The organism is Nitrosomonas communis, from assembly GCF_900114745.1.
Classification (GTDB): Bacteria; Pseudomonadota; Gammaproteobacteria; order Burkholderiales; family Nitrosomonadaceae; genus Nitrosomonas; species Nitrosomonas communis_A.
Genome location: NZ_FOUB01000002.1, coordinates 18,508 through 40,877 on the forward strand (window position 1 = coordinate 18,508; position 22,370 = coordinate 40,877).

The window sequence follows — 22,370 nt, forward strand, 5'->3', positions numbered from 1 at the left end:
CTGGAAATAAGCAGAATCTTCCGATGGCGAGAAAAGTAGCGCCGGTATCTATTTTTTTATTCAAAATTAGCTTGATCCAGTCTTAAGCAATTGACTTCATTTTTCACCCTGAGTCCTCTATTTTTTTGCTATAAAAATATCGATAAACAATTATGACAAATTCAGCATTAATGCTTAGCAAACCATCAGTAGAAGCTATTATCCCTGATCTTAAATTTGGTATGGCTTTTGCAGATTTGTATTGCCGTGATGGTTTAGTCAAGCTGGATCAAGCATTTCTTGACTTTCTGCAAGCAGGCGATGCTGGTCTGTGTAAGCGCTTGGATCTCGCGCGCCTTCATCCGGATAGCTTGGCACCCAAAGATGAATCTGCTTTTCTGATTGAGCTTGCTCCGTGGATGGAGGATTTCATTGCACAGTTATTTGGTATAGACAAGGAAGTGCGTGCGCTTGCAGCGCGTCATCATGAACTCGCGCCGCTGTATTTTTGCAAGCGGCAATTTGTGCAACGTCGTGCCAAAACTAAGGTAAGCGATGAAGTATTACCAACAATAGATGCTATTGCCCTAGAAAAGAAACTCGAAAAGGAGTTTGGCGAGCCTTTTTCTGAGTTAGTGTTTGCAACTCACGTGGCCCGATGGTTAGAGGATGAAGCAAACAACGCAGTGCGCTTAAATGATGCGTTGCACTATGCCGCTTGGGCATTACGCACGCATGAAGGGCAAGCGCATACTCAGCAAGGCGTGTTATTCAAATCTCCAGCAAAACTAGATTATTTGCACTTGTTGTCAATGGTGACCGATGATCATGCAGGCTATACTGTCCACCGTCTTGAGCACCTTCGTCAGCGTGAAGGATTTTCTCTGACTGATAAGGGGACTGACCTGGTGGGCGCTTTGGATGAGACCAATTATTGCATCTGGTGTCATGAGCAAGGGAAGGATTCCTGCTCAAAAGGGTTGAAAGTCAAACCTAAAAATGCCGAAGAACCCATTACTTTCAAGAAAAGCGAGTTAGGAGCGTTACTCACGGGTTGCCCCTTGGAAGAGCGGATCTCGGAATTCCATAAACTCAAGTCGCAGGGAGTGGCGATTGGTAGCTTAGCAATGATTGTACTGGATAACCCAATGTGCGCAGGCACGGGACATCGTATTTGTAATGATTGCATGAAATCCTGCATTTATCAGAAGCAAGATCCGGTAGATATTCCGCAAGCAGAGACTCGCACACTTAAAGATGTGCTCGAATTACCTTGGGGATTTGAGATATACAGCTTGCTTACGCGCTGGAATCCACTTAATTTACGCAGGCCGCTGCCCAGACCAGCTACTGGTAAGAAAGTTCTGGTGGTGGGAATGGGGCCTGCTGGCTATACGCTGGCACACCATTTGATGAACGATGGTCATACCGTGGTGGGGGTGGATGGTCTCAAGATTGAGCCATTACCTGCAGAGATTTCCGGAGTCGGTCTGCATGGAGAGCGTGTATCTTTTAATGCTATTTACGATACCAACATGCTCCGTGTTGATCTGAATGAACGTATCCCAGGTGGTTTTGGTGGAGTGGCCGAATACGGTATCACTGTGCGCTGGGATAAGAATTTTCTTCAATTAATTCGTCTATTATTGGAGCGACGACCAGAATTTGCGCTTTATGGTGGGGTACGCTTTGGCGGTACTATGACAGTAGATGATGCGCTGGCTTTGGGTTTTGATCATATCGCGCTAGCCGCAGGCGCAGGGCGTCCAACTATTCTTGATTTACCGAATGGTTTGGCGCGTGGTGTGCGCGCAGCTTCTGATTTTTTGATGGCACTTCAGCTATCCGGCGCAGCACAGGCTGATTCTATCGCTAACGTGCAGTTGCGCTTGCCTGTTGTAGTGATTGGCGGCGGGCTTACTGCGATCGATGCAGCTACGGAAGCTTTGGCTTACTATCCGGTCCAGGTAGAGAAATTTTTACAGCGTTATGAGTTACTTGCTTCAGAACAGGGGGAAACTGCAGTTCGCAATCGCTGGGATGAAGAGGAGCGGGAAATCGCTGAGGAGTTTTTGGCACACGCCCGAGCTATTCGTGCCGAGCGTGCACAGGCAGCCAAGGAAGAGCGAGCACCAGATATTCTGAAGTTATTGCAATCATGGGGTGGGGCTACCATTGCGTATCGTAAGCGATTAATTGATAGTCCTTCTTATACGCTGAATCATGAAGAAGTTGAGAAAGCAATGGAGGAAGGTATCTGGTTTGCTGAAGGGCTGACGCCGTTACGAATCGATGTCGATCAATGGGAGCATACCCAGTCGATTAGATTTTCTGTTCAAACAATAGATGAGGCAGGGCGATGGCAAAAAATCCGGGAAGTTGATTTGCCCGCCCGTGCTATTCTGGTCGCCGCTGGCACTCAGCCGAATACCGTCCTTGCCAGAGAAGATGAGAAATATTTCAAATTAAATGGACGCTATTTTGCAGCTTGCGATGATCAGGGGAATTCAGTTAGCTTGACAAAGGGTAATCCTAAGCCAGAAACACCAGCGGTCTTGCTGAGTCGCTGCGACGATGGGCGTTTTATCAGTTTTTTTGGAGATTTGCACCCGTCTTATTCAGGTAATGTGGTCAAAGCTATGTCAAGCGCCAAACAGGGTTATCCAATTGTCAGCCGCGTGCTTGAGCGTGTTATGCCGGCTTCGACTCAATTAAATGCCCAGTTTTTTGCTGAAATGAATCATCAATTGAGACCGACTGTTCATAAAGTGGAAAGACTGACATCTAATATTATCGAAGTGGTCGTGCGCGCACCTATGGCAGCACGACATTTCCATCCCGGGCAATTTTTCCGCTTCCAAAATTTTGCGACATTGGCTTCCACGATAGGAAACACCCGATTAGCGATGGAGGGCATCGCATTGACAGGGGCATCGGTAGATATTTCGAGTGGACTTATCTCTCTGATTGCGCTCGAAATGGGTGGTTCAGCGAATTTGTCTACCTTGCTTAAGCCTGGCGAACCCGTTGTGCTGATGGGACCTACTGGTACGCCTACCGAAATTCTGCCAAATGAGACGCTCGTCCTAGTGGGTGGAGGACTTGGCAATGCGGTGCTGTTTTCGATTGGCGCTGCTGCACGTGCTGCAGGATGCGGGGTTTTGTATTTTGCTGGCTACAAAAAACTGGCTGATCGTTATAAGGTTGCTGAAATTGAGGCCGCGGCAGACACCGTTGTGTGGTGTTGTGATGAAGCCCCTGGATTTGAACCTTCCAGGCCAGGGGATTTTAATTTCGTCGGAAATATTGTGCAGGCAATGGTGGCTTATGGCAGCGGTGCACTCGGCGCACGGCCTATATCCTTGGCAGATGCTGATCGTATCATCGCGATTGGTTCTGATCGAATGATGGCGGCTGTGGGTTATGCGCGTCATCATCAGTTGCAGCCATATCTGAAAAAAAATCACTTTGCTATTGGCTCTATCAATTCACCGATGCAATGTATGATGAAGGAAATTTGTGCACAATGTTTGCAGCCGCATAAAGATCCTGAAACGGGCGAGATTACTTACGTTTTTTCATGTTTCAATCAAGATCAGCCATTAGATTGGGTTGATTTTAGTAGTTTATCGTCACGCTTGCGCCAAAATAGCGTACAGGAAAAATTAACCAGTCAATGGTTAGGCCGTTGCCTGAAAAATTTAAATTAAATATAGAAGTGGCGTGGCTTTTCATAGTGTTTTTTCATCTTGAATATATATGGCAATAACGCGATAACGTATTAATAGGTTCACAGATAAATTATGTATAAGTTTCAATCAAAGCAATGTATCTATCAAGATTCATTTATAATCACGCATTCGAGAAAAGTTATGCAAAGCATTTGGTATTTTCAAGTTTGAATAGAAGATAAGGGAGATAATCGATGCACATAGGCATACCTGCAGAAATTTATGCGGGAGAAACACGTGTAGCAGCTACGCCGGAGACGGTTAAAAAATATACTGCCAAGGGTTTTCACACTGTTCTGGTTCAATCTGGCGCAGGTGCTGGTGCAAGTATTCCCGATGCTGCCTACCAAGAAGCGGGTGCAGTGATCGTTAACGATGTATCGCAATTGTATAGTCAAGCACAAATTATCCTGAAGGTGCGTAGCCCCGGATCTGATGAAGTGGCGCTAATACGCAAGGATGCAATTCTGATTGGTTTGCTGTCACCCCATCAAATGGAAGGAATCGAGGTGCTCGCTAAACATGGCTTGACTGCGTTTGCCATGGAGAAACTACCGCGTATTTCACGTGCACAAAGTATGGATGTCCTGTCTTCTCAAGCGAATATTGGTGGATATAAAGCAGTCATTATGGCTGCCAATGTTTATCAGAAATTCTTTCCCATGCTGATGACAGCTGCAGGAACCGTTAAAGCAGCAAGAGTATTAATACTGGGAGCAGGGGTAGCCGGTTTGCAGGCGATTGCCACGGCTAAACGTCTAGGAGCAGTGATAGAAGCTTTTGATGTACGCCCTGCAGTTAAGGAGCAAGTTGAAAGCTTGGGTGCTAAATTTGTTGAAGTTCCGTTAACGGACGAAGAAAAAGCGAAGGCTGAAACAGCCGGCGGCTATGCAACTGAAATGTCGGATGATTACAAACGTCGGCAAGGTGAATTAATTCATCAAAGAGCTATTGCGGCTGATATTGTCATCACGACTGCTTTGATTCCCGGGCGTCCAGCGCCAGTTTTAATAAGAGAAGAAACGGTTCAAGCGATGAAACCTGGTTCGGTGATAGTGGATATGGCGGTGGAGGCAGGCGGAAACTGCCCCTTGACAGAGCTGAATAAAACTGTGGTAAAACATGGCGTTCATCTCATTGGTATTGCTAATCTTCCGGGTCTGGTTGCCGCAGATGCAAGCGCGCTCTATGCACGTAATGTTATGAATTTTCTTAATTTAATGCTTGATGCCAAGAGTGGGGAGCTCAAAATTAACCAAGAAGATGAGATTATTGCCGGAACATTGGTATGTTCTGGGGGACAGATTGTCAAAAAAGCATAAGACAAAGAGTAATGCCTTGTTTTGATGCGCGCTTTAATATCAATAAAAGTTAACGAATTCAAGAGGAGCAAACATGATCGGTGAAATTGATCCAACGATAATTCATCTCACGGTATTCGTGTTGGCGGTTTTTGTTGGCTATCACGTGGTCTGGAATGTAACCCCTGCGTTACATACACCGCTGATGTCAGTGACTAATGCCATTTCAAGTATTATTTTAGTAGGCGCAATGCTGGCTGCAGGGCCTGCTGAAACCGATTGGGGGGTCTGGCTGGGGGGAGCGGCTGTAGTTCTTGCTTCCATCAATGTATTTGGTGGATTTCTCGTCACACAACGCATGCTGGAAATGTTCAGAAAAAAAGATAAAAAAGGAAGCGCCTAAATGTCTGCTGATTTGATTGCTCTCGCTTATCTGGTTGCAGCGGTTTTTTTCATTCTGGCGCTGAAAGGGCTTAGTTCCCCCCTTTCCGCCCGGCGTGGTAATTTGTTTGGAATGGTTGGGATGACGATAGCCGTTGGCACTACTTTGACCATTACCCAGAATTGGACATTGATACTCGGTTGTATCGCAATCGGAGCGATAATAGGTTCTATCGTAGCGCAGCGCGTCCAGATGACAGCAATGCCGGAACTGGTTGCTTTCATGCACTCGCTGGTAGGTTTGGCCGCAGTATTCATCGCCATTGCCGCTGTTAATAATCCTGTTTCATTCGGCCTGCCTGAGATGTTGCCAGCTGGTAGCAAGCTGGAGTTGTTTCTGGGAACGTTTATTGGTGCCATGACCTGGTCTGGCTCAGTCATTGCCTTTCTTAAATTGTCTGGCCGCATGAGTGGCGCTCCAGTTGTTTTCACTGGACAACACATGATCAATCTAACGTTAGCCTTAGTTATGATTGGTTTTGGTTTATGGTTCTTTTTTAGTGAGATGACTAACTGGTCAGCATTTATCGTCATGACAACTATTGCTTTCTTGCTCGGATTCCTCATTATTATTCCTATTGGGGGAGCAGATATGCCGGTGGTCATTTCCATGCTAAATTCCTATTCAGGCTGGGCTGCGGCAGGTATCGGCTTTTCGCTAGGTAATCCGATGCTGATTATTGCTGGTTCATTGGTGGGCAGCTCTGGTGCAATTTTGTCGTATATCATGTGCAAAGCCATGAACCGTCCTTTTCTTTCAGTCATATTGGGTGGCTTTGGGAGTGAAGGCAGCAGCCAAGCTGCCGGGGATGGAACACAGAAAACCTATCGCAGTGGAAGTGCTGAGGATGCTGCCTTCCTGATGAGTAATGCTGATAGCGTAATTATTGTTCCGGGATATGGTCTGGCCGTTGCTCGTGCGCAACACGCAGTCAATGAACTTGCAGAGGTTTTGCATGAAAAAGGTGCGAATGTTCGTTTTGCCATCCATCCTGTCGCGGGTCGTATGCCAGGGCATATGAATGTACTGCTTGCCGAAGCCGAAATACCCTATGAACAGGTTCTGGAGATGGAAGAGATCAATAGCGACTTTTCTAATACTGATGTGGTACTGGTACTGGGAGCAAATGACGTGGTCAATCCGGCTGCAAATGTGCCGGGCAGCCCCATCTATGGTATGCCTATTTTAGAGGCGCACAAGGCTCGTACCGTAATAGTCGTCAAACGTAGTATGGCGGCTGGTTACGCTGGCCTTGATAATGATTTGTTTTATATGGACAAGACTATGATGGTGTTTGGAGATGCCAAAAAAGTAGTAGAGGATATGGTGAAAGCGGTTAACACCTAGATCCTTATCCTTTTAAGATGCCTTGAAGGTATTAAAAAACTAACTAATATTTAACGTGATTTAGGCTAAGGATCGCACCACGGCAGGAAGAGTCTGGGTCATGGTGTGATCCTTATGTCGAAACTCACGTTATTTATATTTTCTCAGGCAGAAACAAGAACGATATCCGGCTCAATTGTTTTTAACAATCGCTCAATTCCTCTGAGCGTTCCAGAAATCGAGCTAGGGCAAGTGCCACACGCCCCTTGATAATGGATTCTAAGAATATTCCCTTCAAGGTTTAATATATGAAGATCTCCGCCATCATTTTGTAAGTAAGGACGTACTTCCTCATCTAATAATATATTGATACGCTCCAGTCGCTGCTGATCTTCTGGACTCAAGTTAGCCAATATTTCATTTGCTGCTGTTACCGTCTCAGCGGATTGCGCATGAGCCGCTGGTGCAGCCCGGATCGGATCAGCGACAGCGCGTGCGAGATCTTGCCAGTCAGCTTCCCCATCTTGAGTAATCGTAATCCAGCGGTCAACATAAAAGACATTGGTAACATGATCTATTTCAAACAAAGATGATGCCAATGGATCATCCTTTGCTTGCTCAGCACTGTCATATGAATGACTTACACCCCAGGTAAGAGGTTCTTTTAGAACAAACTTCAAAGCATTTGGGTTAGGGGTGCCTTCTATTTCAGCTATTTTTGGCATTTTGTTTTAACTATTTTGGTAGTGTTTTTTTTATGCTCTATCTAGTTTTTTGGGCTAGGCCTTACTGCTAGCAGCATGGATTGAATCTTCTGCTGTTTCAGTCGATACGATAGCATTAGAATTCAATGCAGCTTGCAAGGTATGCCAAGGCAGAATTGCGCATTTGACCCGTGTAGGTAGATCACGTACTCCAGCAAAAACAGCTAGTCTCCCAAGGTGGTGAGGTCCCGAAAGATCAAGATTACCCACTACCATTTCCCGAAATTCTGTTATTAAAGTTTCTGCTTCTGACCGTGATTTCCCTTTGACAGTAGCTGTCATCATTGAAGCAGATGCTTTACATATAGCGCATGATTCTCCATGAAAAGCAATACGATCAATGTGCTCTCCTTCCACATGCAACGCAAGATCAATGCGATCACCGCATAAGGGATTGTGCCCTACCGCATGGTGATTTGCATTATCAAGCGTACCGTAGTTGCGGGGCTTGCGATTATGATCAAGAATAACTTCCTGATAAATTGATTTTAAATTCATTATGAGAAAACCTTTTGTATAGAATGAATACCTTCTACCAAAGTATCAACTTCTGCCTTAGTATTATAAAAAGCAAAGGAGGCGCGTGAGGTAGCAGGTATTTTGAAGCGCTGCATAATGGGTTGTGCGCAATGGTGACCCGTGCGTACAGCGATTCCTTCTTGATTAAGCAGTGTTCCCACATCATGAGGGTGAACGCCATCAATGATGAATGACAAGACAGCAACTTTAGTCCGTGTATTACCAATAATGTGGACACCGGGTATAGTTATGATCTGTTCGGTTGCGTAATTAAGCAGTTCATGCTCATAAGCTGCAATTGCATCTAACCCGATCTTCGATAAATACTCTATTGCGGCACCAAAGCCAATCGCAGCAGCAATAGGAGGAGTGCCTGCTTCAAATTTATACGGAATGGTGTTGTAGGTCGTTTTTTCAAAGGTTACCGAAACAATCATATCACCCCCTCCTTTGAAAGGCTGCATGGATTCTAGCAACTTGGCTTTACCATAGAGGATGCCTATTCCTGTTGGGCCGCATAATTTGTGACCAGAAAAAGCATAGAAATCACAATCCAGATCTTGCACATCGACTTTCATATGGGGAGCAGCTTGTGCGCCATCGATTAAAACCGGTACACCTTGCTGGTGGGCAAAAGCAATCATGTTTTTAATCGGATTGATGGTACCTAGCGCATTCGATACATGCGTTAATGCAACAAAGCGAGTTCGAGGATTAAATAGCTTTTCATATTCATCAACTAATAGCTCACCTGCGTCATTGATCGGTACGACGCGAATGGTTGCACCTTTTTCTTCCGCTAGCATTTGCCATGGCACAATGTTTGAGTGATGCTCAAGGTTCGTTAAAATAATTTCATCACCACTCTGAATAAACTTGCGACCATAACCATGCATCACTAGATTAATGGCATCTGTTGTACCGCTGGTAAAGATAATTTCTCTATCTTCACGTGCATTGATAAAGTGCTGTAATGTGCGTCGTGCCGTTTCATATTCCCGTGTGGCTATTTCAGATAAATAGTGCACTGCACGATGGATATTGGCATGCTGAGTTGTTTGATATCGTATCAGACGATCAATGACTGATTGAGGCATTTGGCTTGATGCAGCGTTATCCAGATAAACAAGTGGCTTATCGTTTACTTTGAGATTGAGAATGGGAAAATCAGCACGATATCGTGCTGCCAACTCTGGAGTTGGAGAGGTATTCATGTCTAGTAAAGCATCAACAATTTTCATGTTTCAGGATATCTGTGTTCTTGCAAGGACGATTTCTTCGAGTTGCCTTTTAAGGGAAGAAATCGGAATACGGTCAATAACTTCGCCGCCAAATGCATAGGTTAGTAAATTACGTGCTGTCAAATCAGACAGACCACGGCTCTTTAAGTAGAAAATTTCTTCTTTATCGAGTTGACCTACTGTCGCGCCATGCGCGCATTTGACATCATCAGCGAATATTTCAAGTTGTGGCTTGGTATCAATGCGGGCTTTATTGGTCAGTAAAAGATTGCGGCTTAATTGTGCTGAATCCGTTAACTGAGCATGCGGGCGTACCATGATTTTGCCATTAAATACCCCATGTGCCATGCTATCAACGATACATTTATGGAGCTGGCGACTCTTGCCATGCGGTTGCGCATGATCAATAAAGGTATGGGTATCGGCGAGTTGACGTTCAGAAATCAATACCAACCCATCTGCAGCGCATTCAGCCCCTTCACCTGACAATATCACATTCAGGTTATAACGCGAAATATAAGCTCCTAACGTTATGCTGACTGAATGGTACTGACTTGCATGAGCAAGGGATACCGTACAATTCCCTATATGAAAAGCCTGCTGATTATCCCGCTGAACACGAATATGATTGATGTGCGCACTATCGGCAAGATTCATTTCAACGATCGAGTTCGTCACATAAGAAGCTTCTTCAGTGGTGATATAATCCTCAATAATTGTCGCATGACTTCCCGCTTCGGCAATCAGTAGACAGCGCGGGTAACTGGTAACTTCAGTTTGCCTGGATATAAACAGCAAATGAATAGGCGTCGTTACTGACTTATTCGCCGGAATAATAATACAGGCGCTATCACGAAGAAAAGCAGTATTTAATGCCGTGAAAACATCATTCTCAAATTCTGCCAGCTGACCAAGGTAGCGTGCAATCGTATCCCCATGAGTAGGAAGGAGAGATGATAAATTGCCTATAATTGCACCTGCATTATGAGCAATGTTTGATAACTCGGGGGCAAATTGACCATCTACAAATACCAGCCGACAGCTGGCTTCTTCGAGATAATAATGTTCAATATCCGAGAGCTGTACTTTGAATGTTGACTGGGCTACCGGATAAGGCAGGCGACTAAGGGGTGAAATATCAGTAAAACGCCATTCTTCATCTTGAGTTGTCGGCATCCTAAGTGCGCCAGCACTATCCATCGCGTTTGCACGAAGCTGATCAAGCCACGATGAAGTCGATGGTTTCTGCCATGATTGAACAAGATGGTCGAGGTAGCTATGGCTAGTTGCTGTACTCATGGCCGTACTCCAGCTGTCTTACCACGGTCGTCAGCATTGATCCAATCATAACCATGAGCTTCCAGTTCCTTGGCAAGCTCTTTACCGCTTGTTTTGATGATTCGTCCAGCTTCCATTACATGAACATAATCAGGCACAATATAATCAAGCAAGCGTTGGTAATGCGTCACCAAAATAGTCGCATTATCTTTATTGGTAAGCTGATTCACGCCATTAGCTACAATCCTAAGCGCATCAATATCGAGCCCTGAATCTGTTTCATCCAGAATAGCGAGTATTGGCTCAAGTAATGCCATTTGTAAAATTTCATTACGTTTTTTTTCTCCACCTGAGAACCCTTCATTGACGCTACGATCCAGGAAGTCTGGACTCATTTCGAGTAATTTCATTTTTTCGCGTACAAAATCATCAAATTCAAGCGGGTCAAGCTCTTCTTTGCCACGCTGGGACTGAACTGTGTTGTATGCTAACCGCAAGAATTGATTATTAGCGACGCCTGGTATTTCAATTGGATATTGAAATGCAAGAAACACACCGGCACGAGCACGTTCTTCAGGTTCAAGATCAAAAAGATTTTGATTGTTGAAGATAATCGTTCCAGCAGTTACCTCGTAAGCAGGGTGGCCAGCAAGAATTTTGGCAAAAGTACTTTTACCAGATCCATTGAGTCCCATGATGGCATGGACTTCTCCACTCTTGACCGTGAGATCAACACCTTTAAGTATCTCAATACCATTTACATTTGCATGTAAGCCACGGACTTCAAGGAGTGTTTTACTGTTCTGATTGATCATCCGACACTCCCTTCTAATTTAAAACTGAGTAATTTGGTTGCTTCAACTGCAAATTCCATAGGCAACTGTTGAAAAACTTCTTTACAGAATCCATTGATAATCATTGATACAGCTTCTTCAGTATCAATTCCACGTTGTAAAAAATAAAAAAGTTGATCCTCACCAATCTTTGAGGTGGATGCTTCATGCTCAACTTTAGCGCTATTATTATTGACCTGGATATAAGGAAATGTATTTGCGCTGCATTGATTACCAATGAGCATCGAATCGCATTGTGAATAGTTGCGCGCATTCTCGGCTGTAGGCGAAATTCTTACCAAGCCGCGATAGCTACTATTGGAATGTCCCGCTGAAATACTTTTACTAATAATGGTGCTACGCGTATTTCTTCCGATATGAATCATTTTTGTGCCCGTATCGGCTTGCTGATAATTATTGGTAACAGCAACCGAATAGAACTCACCCACAGAATTTTCGCCACGTAAAATACAGGAAGGATATTTCCAGGTTATAGCGGAACCTGTTTCAACTTGCGTCCAAGAAATGCGTGAATTAGCCCCTTTCGCTAGCCCACGTTTAGTAACAAAATTATAAATACCTCCAATGCCTTTTTCATCTCCTGCATACCAGTTTTGAACAGTCGAGTATTTAATTTCGGCATTATCCAGCGCAATCAGTTCAACGACGGCTGCATGTAATTGGTTAGTATCAAATCTGGGTGCGGTACATCCTTCCAGATAAGAAACAGAAGCACCCTCTTCAGCAATAATTAGCGTACGCTCGAATTGTCCTGATTCTTCAGTATTGATACGAAAGTAAGTCGACAAGTCCATTGGACATTTAACACCCTTTGGGATAAAACAAAACGAGCCATCGGTAAATACTGCTGAATTAAGGGCTGCATAGAAATTGTCGCCAACTGGTACGACAGTTCCAAGATATTTTTTAACTAATTCTGGATGAGTTTGGACAGCTTCAGAAATCGAACAAAAAATGATCCCGACTTCAGCGAGTTTTTCTTTATAAGTTGTTGCAACGGACACACTGTCAAAAATGACATCAACAGCAACACCCGCTAACGCTGCTCGTTCATGCATGGGTACGCCGAGTTTCTCAAATGTGCGTAGCAACTCGGGATCCACCTCATCCATACTCGCTAATTTTTTTTTCGGCTTAGGTGCTGAGTAATAACTAATTGATTGAAAATCAATTTTTGGGTATTTAACATTTTGCCAACGTGGTTCAGACATGCTGAGCCATTTTTCATAAGCTTGCAATCTGAATGTGAGCATCCATTCAGGCTCATTTTTTTTGGATGAAATCAATCGAATGATTTCTTCATTAAGTCCTTTGGGTGCAATATCTGATTCTATTTCTGTGACGAAACCATGCTTGTAAGGCTGGTTTACAAGATTTTGTAGTACAGCACTCATTTTTATATATTTTCCTTAGACTCTTCAGGTATTTTGAGGCTGAAGCTCTCACCACAGCCACATGTATTTCCAATATTTGGATTGTTAAACTTGAAAGTACTATTTAGACCTTCTTTGACAAAATCTATCTCTGATCCATCAAAATAAGTTAGATTATCGCGTTTTAAGACTATTCTTGCGTTATGCGACTCGAAGAGCTGATCTTCTTCTTGCATTTCATCGACATAATCAAAGATATAAGTAAAACCAGAGCATCCCGATTTTTTTATATCTATCCGTAGAGCCAATCCTTTACCACGTTTTGTTAGTTGTTGCTGGATTTGTTTGGCTGCACGTTCAGTCAATGTGATCGACATAATTTTTCTCTATAAATTAATTAAAACTAAAATGCTGCTTCACGCATATCATATAACTTGACAACAGCTTGCTCGCGTTGCTGATCGCGTTGTTTTTGTTCGTCGACCAACTGCTTCAATGTTACGCTGCCAAGATAATTGAAAATAATGTCATTGAGCTCTGCCCATAGATCATGAGTCATACATTTGCCATCATTCAGACAATTTTCTTTACCACCACATCGCGTGTTATCAATGGGTTCATCGACAGCGAGAATAATATCTGCAATAGATACTTGATCCAGGCTTTTAGCTAAGCAATAACCACCACCAGGACCACGCACACTATCAACAAGTTCGCGTTGGCGTAATTTTGCGAACAATTGTTCAAGATATGATAGTGAAATTTTTTGACGCTGACTGATATCGGCAAGTGTGACAGGCCCATTGCTGTGCTGCATCGCGAGATCCAATAGTGCTGTCACTGCGAATCGTCCTTTCGTTGTCAGTCTCATACCAGATTCCTTAATACAATAAAAGTTGGGTAAGTAAGAATTAATTAGGGTTTGTTGTAAATAATACTTGATTATTTTTGTCAACTATATAATACCTGACTGAACTAGTCAACTATAGCAACCTATGATTTGGAATTTTTAAGGAAGTTCAATAAATTAGCTTCTTATTTTACAAGGAATGAATGTATATTATGTGCTTTTAAATCAATTGGTTATTATTTTTGTCCACTATTATTATTTACTTCACTTAAACCTTAAATAACCTATATTCATATCATATTAGCAAGTGGGTATGGGGTTATACGGTTGTACTCAGATTTGCGCCAATCCATTTAGACCTCTGCACAACCCTGAAAATTTTTCCCTCTCACTACTGCAATAAAATTTCAATAAAATTTTCAGGGGTTGTGCAGATTCCTTAATAAGGAATAACGTCGCATTCGTATTCCCCGAGATTTATATCCTCAAATCCTTGTCGGAAGTTGGTTAGCGTAACTCAAGAAAGAGATAGGGGTCTAGCTTCTAGCTAGAGTATGAATTGTATGAATTCGATTTGGAGGAGTATTGGACATCGCTCCCAAGCATGCCATTGGTGCCAAGCTGGCTTTTAGAATCTCTCATATAAATATGCCGCGTGAAAGTATTTAGAAGTCCTGTTAATAGGTGTGATCTCTCGCAATATTGTTGATGCAAATGGGTTAGATAAGGCAAAAGTGGTAAAAGTAAAAAAAGAAGCTAAAAAAGTGTTTTCATATAGGTATTGAGGAGAGTATTTGCTATAACATGAATGGTTCTATCAAAGTATCTTATTTGGAAAATATTAAAATGCTGGCTGAGGTTCTTCTGTCGCGGATAAGAAAATAGGGATATAAGCGTTCGATTACATGATAGTGTGGCTAATTTTGTTACATTTAATGTTATTTTGTTAATATTCTTGTCGCACAGGGAAGCAGGATCGGACATCTCTAAAAATGATAATAAATTAAATGAATTTTTTTATGGACCTATTGGAATTTCTGTGTAGGTGAAAGTATTCCGTTACAATTATCTCTATGCAATTAATTAAGCCAATCACGAAAAATAATCATGATATAAAGTTTTTACAGGGGAATATTATTCTCGTAGGTATGATGGGTGCCGGAAAAACTACGATTGGCAAATTGCTGGCAAATTACATGGGTAAAACGTTTATCGATTCCGACCATGAAATTCAACAGCGTACTGGTGTTAAGATTCCTTTGATTTTTGAAATTGAAGGAGAGGCTGGGTTTCGTAGACGTGAAACGGAAGTGTTGCATGAGCTGGTGCAAGCAGAGAATGTGGTGCTGGCTACTGGTGGGGGGGCGGTGCTGAGTGCTGAAAATCGTGCCTTATTAAGACAGCATGGTATCGTAGTTTATTTGAGCGCATCCGTAAATGAACTGCAACGAAGAACACGCACTGATAAAAATAGGCCGCTACTTCAGACTGAGGATTTGCATGCTAGATTAACAGAGCTTCATGCTCAACGCGATGCTCTTTATCGAGAGGTGGCACATATCATTATAGATAGCGGAAAACAAGGTGTACGCTCTCTAGTACAACGGCTCGCCCGAAAGCTGCTTTTCTTTAAATTTAAGAAACTTCGAGCTGAGGCGTTAAATCGGAAAAAGAACGCGATCAAGGCTTACCAATCGAATAATTATGAACCTTAAAAGGGATGAGTTCTTCCCGAAATTAATTATTTTATATGAATGACATGCAAACTGTTAAGGTGGCCTTATTTTCTCCCGAACAGGATCGAAGTTACCCCATTTACATTGGTAATGCGTTATTAGAGCAGGTAGATTTATTATTGCCTCATTTGCCACAGAAACGGGTGGCAATTGTAACTAATACCACTGTAGCCCCTCTTTATCTGGATCGATTTCGTAGGGCACTAGAGCGGTATGGAATCTGTTCAGTTGCAATTATTTTGCCTGATGGTGAAGATCATAAAAATTGGCAAACATTGAATTTGATTTTTGACGCCTTATTGAAGCAACGCTGTGAGCGAAAAACTACCCTAATTGCGTTGGGGGGAGGGGTTGTTGGTGATCTGACAGGGTTTGCAGCGGCGACTTATTTGCGAGGTGTACCTTTTATCCAAATTCCTACCACCCTACTTGCACAAGTGGATTCTTCAGTAGGCGGTAAGACAGGTATTAACCATCCCCTTGGCAAAAATTTGATAGGGGCATTCTATCAACCGCGCATGGTGTTGACAGACAGTGCGACACTCACTACCTTGTCTGATAGGGAGTTGCGTGCTGGCATTGCAGAAGTGATTAAATACGGTCTTATACGAGATGCTGATTTTTTTATGTGGTTGGAACAGAATATAACGGGTTTGATTACACGCAATGCTGACATTCTAAATAAAGCCATTTGCCGTAGTTGCGAAATCAAAGCGGAAATTGTCGCTGCAGATGAGCGTGAGAGTGGCATGCGCGCACTGCTTAATCTTGGCCACACTTTTGGTCATGCAATTGAAAACGCCATGGGCTATGGCGTATGGTTGCACGGTGAAGCGGTTGCTGCGGGCACTATAATGGCGGCAGATCTGTCAAAACAACTAAAATTCATCAGTGAAAGTGATTTCAAACGCATATACAGCATATTTCAAAAGGTAGGATTGCCGGTTATTGCACCAAAACTTTCTCCAGATGATTACTTGAGCTTGATGAAGCTTGATAAAAAAGTAGAGGAAGGAAGAATGCGTTTTATTCTGCTGAGGCGCATTGGTGAAGCGATGATGAGTCATGATATTCCAGCATCAACCTTGAGAGAGACATTGCTCACTTGTATGGCTAATGAATGATTTGGCTCCTTACGCAGTATCCTCTGCTAATTCGCGCGGACGTCTCATCAAAGAAGCGCCTCCTATTGGTCGTAGTGAATTTCAACGCGATCGTGATCGGGTAATTCATTCAACAGCTTTCCGTCGGCTTGAATATAAAACACAGGTATTTGTTAACCATGAAGGTGATTTGTTTCGCACTCGTTTGACACATAGTCTAGAGGTGGCCCAGATTGGACGTTCAATCGCGCGGAATTTAAAGTTGAATGAGGATTTAGTTGAAGCAATAGCACTGGCGCATGATCTAGGACACACGCCTTTTGGCCATGCAGGGCAAGATGCTTTGAATGATTGCATGAAGGAATATGGTGGCTTTGAACATAATCTTCAGTCTTTAAGAGTGGTTGATGTGCTTGAAGAACAGTACGGTGCTTTTGATGGTTTGAATTTGTGCTTTGAGACCCGTGAAGGCATTCTCAAGCATGTTTCTAGAAAAAATGTTGAAAAGCTGGGTGAAGTGGGAGAGCGTTTTTTAATTAATCAAAGACCTTCACTAGAGGCACAGCTTGCCAATTTTGCTGATGAAATTGCGTATAATACTCATGATGTGGATGATGGTTTACGTTCCGGTTTTATTACAATGTCGCAACTGGAAAAGATAGAAATATTTTCCAGACATTTATGGCAGGTGAAAAGAGATTATCCAAATATTGGTGGTCGACGTTTAATTCATGAAACGATACGTGGCATGATTAATAGTGTAGCAACAGATTTAACCCTACAAAGTAAAAGCAACATCGAAAATGTGCGACCAAAAGGTATAGATGAAATACGATCAGCGCCGTGCTTGATTCGATTCAGCGAAAAGATAAAGCAGGAGCAGCAGGAACTAAAAACCTTTTTGTACGATAATCTTTATCGGCATTTCCAAGTAACACGCATGAGTAATAAGGCGCAACATACGATTGAAATGTTATTCAATGCATTTAACTCAGATATTCGACTACTACCTACAGCATACCAGATTAAATTTTCTCAATATGGACATCAGGCTATTGCTGATTATATTGCAGGCATGACTGATCGTTTTGCGATTAGGGAATATCAACGGCTGTTTATCATCAGTGAAAGCTAAAATTCAATTTGGGTGAATAACAGAGGAATTTAGATGGCTCTATTTGTTATCTGCTATCTGATTATTGAGTTGAGTGAATACATATAGAAGAGAGGAGGAATAAAAATGCTCTGGTCAAGGATTAATTTGTATGCCTTAAGCGTCCTGATAGGGTTGCTGCATCTCTCAAACTACGCATTGGCTAATTTAGAAAATAGTGATCTGGTCAATGCAGCTACACGCGGCAATTTGTCTCAAGTGAAAACATTGCTTTCAATGTCTGAGAAAAATCACGAAGCACGCGATAAGGATATGGCATTGGTGAGTGCAGTGCAGAATGGTCACGAAAATATCGTTGAACTACTGCTTGCTTCTGGTGCTGACGCAAATGTAAAGGCAAAAAATGATCGGACCGTGCTTATGTTGGCTGCGCAGGATAACCGTATAGGTATCGCGCAAGCATTACTTGCTGCTAATGCAGATATAAACGCGGTTGCCGACGATGGAATGACAGCATTAATGTTTGCATCGCAAAGAAATCATATAGAGATGGTGCGTCTTTTGCTCGAAACGGGTAATGATGTCAATGTCAATGCTGTTACCAATGAAGGTATTACAGCACTTATGCTTGCATCACAAATAGGTAGCCAAATCGTGACCCAGCATTTGCTGCAAGCAAACGCCAATGTTAATAGTCAAGCAAAAAATGGTGCAAATGCGTTAATGTTAGCCGCACAACATGGCTATCGCGGAGTGACCATGACGTTACTTGCTATGGGTGCAGAAATTGATACTAAGGCAGAAAATGGTGCAACTGCATTATTACTGGCCAAAAAATATGAGCATAAGGGTGTCATTGAGTTACTTCAAAAAGCAGGTGCAAAATAGAGATTCTGCTGAGTAATTATCTTATGAGCTTCTTATTAATTTATCAGCTTGGGTTTAATGGGTGTATCTAACTGTAATACAACTAAAATGTTATAATTTTTATTAAATTTTTATCTACTATAAGAAGAGCGGAATTACTCAATGAATATGCGTATTTTTACATTGCTAGCCTTATTGATGTTAATACTTGCTGGATGCGGTGATGAAACCCCATCAGCAAAATCCGAGACAGACGAAACTTGGAAAAGGTTACCCGATGAGATCACTACTATGAATGAATTGCCATCCGTATTTCAAGAAGGCTTATCGCCGGAAGAAAAGGCTGATCTGCTGAAAAAAATCATGCCAATGGCAGATGATGGATTATCACCTGAAGAGCGATTCCTAAAATTACGCCAGGATGCGGAAGCGGGCGATGCCGAAGCGCAGAATGCTCTTGGTTCCTTGTTCTATTCTGGAGAGGCTATCTCCAGGGATGCGACAGGGAAAATTATGGACTATGATCTGGAAGCGGCTGCAGGTTGGTTTCATCGCGCTGCAGAGCAAGGGCATGCAGGTGCCCAATTTAACCTGGGCCTGTTATACGCAGAAGGTCAGGGTGTTCCACAAGATTCCACTAAAGCAGTGGAGTGGTTTACCAAGGCTGCTGAACAAGGCAACGTGGATGCGCAAAATAACCTGGGTGTCATGTATCTAGTAGGCGAGGGAGTCCCTAAGGATATAGATAAAGCGATTGAATGGTTTGAGAAGGCTGAGAAACAAGGAAATGAAGAAGCGAGAGAAAACCTTAATGCCATACGAGCTGCAGAAAATTAGGCTAATATTTCCACTTACAAAACATTGCAAAGAAACCTGGAAGAGAATCTAGAATTTGTTATAAAAAAATGATTTCTTCTAAAGGAACTTATCCGCCAATGACCATGCTTCTGATTTCCTTGTTAATAGTAACAAACCTCCTAAAACCGCTTTCTAGATTTAATCAGTTTTATGACCGCATCAAAATCAACTCCATTCATTGGTAAGAAGCATAACCCATTTCTTGAGCTGCTAGCATGAGTGTCATTGCCACTATTCCGTATAAGTGCATCATTTTCGTGTTGTGTTTGTAATCGATCATTGATTTTATGTTGAGAGTCGAATGCCTTAATTGATCTGCTTGAGTAATAGCACTGGTTACAGCCATGCTTTTCTAATTGATGGTTTGTAAGATTTTGTAAAGTTGTCCAAAAAGATTTACAGCTATCGATTGGTATGGCAAGCGTAACAGATTCTTGTCTTGACGTTGTCTGCGGGGCTGTCTACCATAAAAAGGTCTTTATTTATAACTATTTTTGACATTCTAATTTTATCACTTTAGGGATTGATTATGTCACAGTTTAAAAGAACGTTGTTAGGTCGTTTGACGTCATTATTATTATCCGGCCTGCTAGTTGGCCAGGCAATTACTGTTACTGCCGGCCAACAAGATGATCGTTATGAGCCTGGCAGAATAACCTATGCTCATTTCAACAAAGATGGACAGCTGCTAATACCAAGAAATTATCGTGAATGGATTTTCATTGGCGCACCTGTGACACCAAAAGATATGAACGATGGTAATCCGGCATTCCCTGAGTTTCACAATGTATACATTGATCCCGTTAGCTGGGCACACTGGAAGCAAACCGGAAAATTTCGTGATGGGACAATTATCGTTAAGGAATTGGTAAGCGTGGGTGCTGAAGAGGCGGCCAGTGGCAATGGTTATTTTCAAGGGGAATATCTTGGTATCGCTGCTACCGTCAAGGATTCCAAACGTTTTGCTGATAGACCTAATAACTGGGCATACTTTGGCTATGATAGTTATGAAAGCAAGAGCACAGCTCCACAACCTGATGAATCTTGCAATACGTGCCATAAAGAAAATGCTGCTGAAGACAACGTATTCGTCCAATATTACCCGGTATTACGCGCTGGCAAACCTGAGAAGAAGTAAAGCAACGTGGTAAGATGATGACTAGGGGAGAAGGGTTGCAAAGACTGCGATAATCATCTAAAGGTATTAGGAAGAAGAGGGCATTTATTCCCGGCACTTCTAAGTGCAAAATGACTTGCCCTTTCTTATTTTATAAAACTTTAAGAGATATTCATGCGATTCGCTTGTGTTCAAGTTGTTGTTTTTTAATTCTATTATTTCTCATCAGAAATATCTTAAAGGCAAGCCGTTAACAATATCAATAACAAGGTAGTCGAAGTCGACAAAGTAAATTTTGATTAAAATTATAGTAATATGCAGATTCTAAAACAGAAGGTAGAGCTCATTAATGAAAACTAATCAAGCAAATGGAAAAATTTTGGCGCCAGAACTTCAGACAGTAGGTTGGCTTAATACACCTCAACCTATTACACTCGCTTCATTGCGAGGTAAGGTGGTGTTACTCCATGCTTTTCAGATGCTGTGCCCAGGTTGTGTGCAAATGGGTATTCCTCAGACGCAAAGGATATTTGAAGAATTCAATCCAGATCAAATTGCCGTGATTGGCCTTCATACGGTCTTTGAGCATCATTCAGTAATGGGTCGTGAAGCGCTTGAAGTATTTGCTTATGAGTATCGATTGCGTTTTCCGATTGGGATCGATAAGCCGAATGATCAGCATGTCATTCCGCACACCATGATGACTTATCAGATGCAAGGCACACCTACGACGATTCTAATCGATAAGACCGGTCAGCTGCGCATGCATAAATTTGGCCATGTCAGTGATTTTATACTGGGTGTATCAATAGGTACTTTGCTTGCAGAAGAAGTTGATGAAACCGAACAGCTACAGCCTGCTCGAAGCAAGCAGAATGAGGCTGAATCTGTAGATTGTGGGCCGGATGGTTGTGCAGTTTAATTGCATTAGCAAACTTTTCCTGCCGACCTCAATTTAGAGAAGTAGAAAAGTAAATTTCAGAAATCTGATTTAGCAGACGGTTGAAAAAAACTATCTATATTACCTCTGCGGTATTAGAAATTATATTAAAATATATTTACCTAGCATAAACTCCGTTTTTTGCCCGTTTTTGCTTATCATTAATTGCTTCGAATGCCTTTTCAGCAGCTTGTTAGAAGGTATCTTTCCATTTACGAATTTCTGTAAAAACACTGAGAGAGTCTGACAGTATTCTGCCGGAATGTTGATTAGCGGCATGAATGATGGCTGACTGGTTACATCGCAAAAAAGGATTCGTCGTTTTTTCGATGGCTAATATTGAGGGAAGTGTAGGTATATTGTGCTTTCTTTGCTCTTCTACTTCGATTGCGCGTTGAGCTAAGGCTGGATTGTTGACATCGATAGCGCTTGCAAACCGGATATTGGACAAGGTGTACTCATGCGTGCAGTAAATAAGCGTTTCGTCAGGTAGGCTGGCTAATTTCTGGAGTGAAGCATACATTTGTTGTGCAGTGCCTTCAAAGATACGTCCACAGCCACAGGCAAATAGAGTATCACCACAAAACAGCGATTTTCCGCCATAATAAGCAATGTGACCTGCGGTATGGCCAGGTATATCCAGTACGGCCAAATCGAGCGATAGTTCCGAGAGATGAACAATATCACTTTCTTTAAGGCCATGCGTAAGCCCTGGGATGTTTTCATTTGCAGGACCATATACTGGCATAGTATAGGACTGCAATAATGTTACATTGCCACCAGTATGATCGTTATGGTGATGTGTATTGAGAATGGCGATGGGTTGCAATTTCTGCTGCTGAAGATAGGCTAACACAGGTGTTGCGCTTCCTGGATCGACAATGACAGCATAATGCTGGTCATGAATTACCCAGATATAATTGTCTTTAAAGGCGCGAACAGGGTAAATATTGAGCATGGTGTTTTTCTCGGTTTAA

20 protein-coding genes are annotated in these 22,370 nt (G+C 42.5%); 11 read left to right on the forward strand and 9 right to left on the reverse strand.

What is annotated here, in order from left to right; translation table 11 throughout:
• Nucleotides 1-152 precede the first annotated feature (152 nt).
• From BM122_RS01055 to BM122_RS01070, 4 genes are all read left to right on the forward strand, one after another.
• The gene (locus tag BM122_RS01055) at nt 153-3,689 is read left to right on the forward strand and encodes an FAD-dependent oxidoreductase (RefSeq protein ID WP_074902875.1); all 3,537 of its coding nucleotides are present in this window, start codon (nt 153-155) and stop codon (nt 3,687-3,689) included.
• Nucleotides 3,690-3,904: 215 nt separating this feature from the next.
• Entirely contained in the window at nt 3,905-5,032 is a 1,128-nt protein-coding gene (locus BM122_RS01060; protein WP_074902877.1) for a Re/Si-specific NAD(P)(+) transhydrogenase subunit alpha, read from the forward strand.
• 73 nt (nt 5,033-5,105) lie between these two features.
• Entirely contained in the window at nt 5,106-5,414 is a 309-nt protein-coding gene (locus tag BM122_RS01065) for a proton-translocating transhydrogenase family protein (RefSeq protein ID WP_046848810.1), read from the forward strand.
• Nucleotides 5,415-6,800: an NAD(P)(+) transhydrogenase (Re/Si-specific) subunit beta gene (locus BM122_RS01070; protein WP_074902879.1), complete on the forward strand. Its 1,386-nt coding sequence runs from the start codon at nt 5,415-5,417 to the stop codon at nt 6,798-6,800. It abuts the gene before it with no gap.
• A gap of 143 nt (nt 6,801-6,943) precedes the next feature.
• Here BM122_RS01070 and BM122_RS01075 read toward each other — a convergent pair whose 3' ends face one another.
• The 8 genes from BM122_RS01075 to iscR are packed head-to-tail and all read right to left on the reverse strand — an operon-like array spanning nt 6,944 to nt 13,679.
• Nucleotides 6,944-7,504, reverse strand: coding sequence for a NifU family protein (locus tag BM122_RS01075; RefSeq protein WP_074902880.1), 561 nt, complete (start codon nt 7,502-7,504; stop codon nt 6,944-6,946).
• Between the two features lie 54 nt (nt 7,505-7,558).
• Entirely contained in the window at nt 7,559-8,041 is a 483-nt protein-coding gene (gene sufU, locus BM122_RS01080; RefSeq protein WP_074902882.1) for a Fe-S cluster assembly sulfur transfer protein SufU, read from the reverse strand.
• The gene (locus BM122_RS01085; RefSeq protein WP_074902884.1) at nt 8,041-9,303 is read right to left on the reverse strand and encodes a cysteine desulfurase; all 1,263 of its coding nucleotides are present in this window, start codon (nt 9,301-9,303) and stop codon (nt 8,041-8,043) included. The genes sufU and BM122_RS01085 overlap by 1 nt, the downstream gene beginning before the upstream one ends.
• A 3-nt stretch (nt 9,304-9,306) precedes the next feature.
• Nucleotides 9,307-10,602 (reverse strand): Fe-S cluster assembly protein SufD, encoded by a 1,296-nt coding sequence (gene sufD, locus BM122_RS01090; RefSeq protein ID WP_074902886.1) that lies wholly within the window; start codon nt 10,600-10,602, stop codon nt 9,307-9,309.
• Nucleotides 10,599-11,396: a Fe-S cluster assembly ATPase SufC gene (gene sufC / locus BM122_RS01095; protein WP_074902888.1), complete on the reverse strand. Its 798-nt coding sequence runs from the start codon at nt 11,394-11,396 to the stop codon at nt 10,599-10,601. The genes sufD and sufC overlap by 4 nt, the downstream gene beginning before the upstream one ends.
• Nucleotides 11,393-12,829: a Fe-S cluster assembly protein SufB gene (gene sufB, locus BM122_RS01100; protein ID WP_074902890.1), complete on the reverse strand. Its 1,437-nt coding sequence runs from the start codon at nt 12,827-12,829 to the stop codon at nt 11,393-11,395. The genes sufC and sufB overlap by 4 nt, the downstream gene beginning before the upstream one ends.
• Before the next feature lie 2 nt (nt 12,830-12,831).
• Nucleotides 12,832-13,185 carry a HesB/IscA family protein gene (locus tag BM122_RS01105; RefSeq protein WP_074902892.1) on the reverse strand — a complete coding sequence of 118 codons (354 nt, stop codon included), beginning with the start codon at nt 13,183-13,185 and terminating at the stop codon, nt 12,832-12,834.
• 26 nt (nt 13,186-13,211) lie between these two features.
• Nucleotides 13,212-13,679, reverse strand: coding sequence for a Fe-S cluster assembly transcriptional regulator IscR (gene iscR, locus BM122_RS01110; protein ID WP_074666274.1), 468 nt, complete (start codon nt 13,677-13,679; stop codon nt 13,212-13,214).
• A gap of 1,052 nt (nt 13,680-14,731) precedes the next feature.
• Between iscR and BM122_RS01115 the strand changes: the two genes are divergently transcribed.
• The 7 genes from BM122_RS01115 to BM122_RS01145 all read left to right on the forward strand — a co-directional run bounded on the left by BM122_RS01115 (nt 14,732) and on the right by BM122_RS01145 (nt 21,375).
• Complete coding sequence (locus BM122_RS01115; protein ID WP_074902894.1) at nt 14,732-15,373, forward strand: shikimate kinase; 642 nt, start codon at nt 14,732-14,734, stop codon at nt 15,371-15,373.
• 44 nt (nt 15,374-15,417) lie between these two features.
• Nucleotides 15,418-16,518 (forward strand): 3-dehydroquinate synthase, encoded by a 1,101-nt coding sequence (gene aroB, locus BM122_RS01120; RefSeq protein WP_074903096.1) that lies wholly within the window; start codon nt 15,418-15,420, stop codon nt 16,516-16,518.
• Complete coding sequence (locus BM122_RS01125) at nt 16,511-17,632, forward strand: deoxyguanosinetriphosphate triphosphohydrolase (protein ID WP_074902896.1); 1,122 nt, start codon at nt 16,511-16,513, stop codon at nt 17,630-17,632. Before aroB ends, BM122_RS01125 begins: the two co-directional genes overlap by 8 nt.
• A gap of 105 nt (nt 17,633-17,737) precedes the next feature.
• Nucleotides 17,738-18,499: an ankyrin repeat domain-containing protein gene (locus BM122_RS01130; RefSeq protein ID WP_074902898.1), complete on the forward strand. Its 762-nt coding sequence runs from the start codon at nt 17,738-17,740 to the stop codon at nt 18,497-18,499.
• Nucleotides 18,500-18,640: 141 nt separating this feature from the next.
• Nucleotides 18,641-19,315: a tetratricopeptide repeat protein gene (locus BM122_RS01135; RefSeq protein ID WP_074902900.1), complete on the forward strand. Its 675-nt coding sequence runs from the start codon at nt 18,641-18,643 to the stop codon at nt 19,313-19,315.
• 550 nt (nt 19,316-19,865) lie between these two features.
• Nucleotides 19,866-20,474 (forward strand): cytochrome P460 family protein, encoded by a 609-nt coding sequence (locus BM122_RS01140; protein WP_074902902.1) that lies wholly within the window; start codon nt 19,866-19,868, stop codon nt 20,472-20,474.
• 328 nt (nt 20,475-20,802) lie between these two features.
• A complete protein-coding gene (locus tag BM122_RS01145) occupies nt 20,803-21,375 on the forward strand; it encodes a peroxiredoxin family protein (RefSeq protein ID WP_074902904.1) in 573 nt (190 codons plus the stop codon).
• Between the two features lie 211 nt (nt 21,376-21,586).
• On the opposite strand, the gene gloB is transcribed toward BM122_RS01145, so the two are convergent.
• Nucleotides 21,587-22,351: a hydroxyacylglutathione hydrolase gene (gloB, locus tag BM122_RS01150; RefSeq protein ID WP_074902906.1), complete on the reverse strand. Its 765-nt coding sequence runs from the start codon at nt 22,349-22,351 to the stop codon at nt 21,587-21,589.
• Nucleotides 22,352-22,370 lie beyond the last annotated feature (19 nt).